Below are 243 nucleotides of genomic sequence, written 5' to 3' on the forward strand. Positions count from 1 at the left end.
AAGTTCACCGTCTATTCCCTGTTTCTTTTCTTGGCAGAGGCTGCGTTCCAAGGGTGGGATGGCTATCGGGACGGGGAGCAGCGTATGCATGGCGTTGGACTCCAGAAAGTGGATCATTCGATGCTCTCCAAAAAAGCCAAAGATGTTCCTTTTGAATGTTTCAAACAATTGTTACACCTCTTGACCCAGCAATGCAACCGGAAAACGAGACGCGGCCTTGGCATCCCGACGGAATTACTGATC

1 pseudogene is annotated in these 243 nt (G+C 49.8%); it reads left to right on the plus strand.

Annotated features, from left to right (window positions below):
* Nucleotides 1-243 (plus strand): annotated as a pseudogene (locus HPT30_RS00135) (IS4 family transposase); the annotation flags it as partial.

The organism is Paenibacillus agri (assembly GCF_013359945.1).
Taxonomy (GTDB): domain Bacteria; phylum Bacillota; class Bacilli; order Paenibacillales; family Paenibacillaceae; genus Paenibacillus_AQ; species Paenibacillus_AQ agri.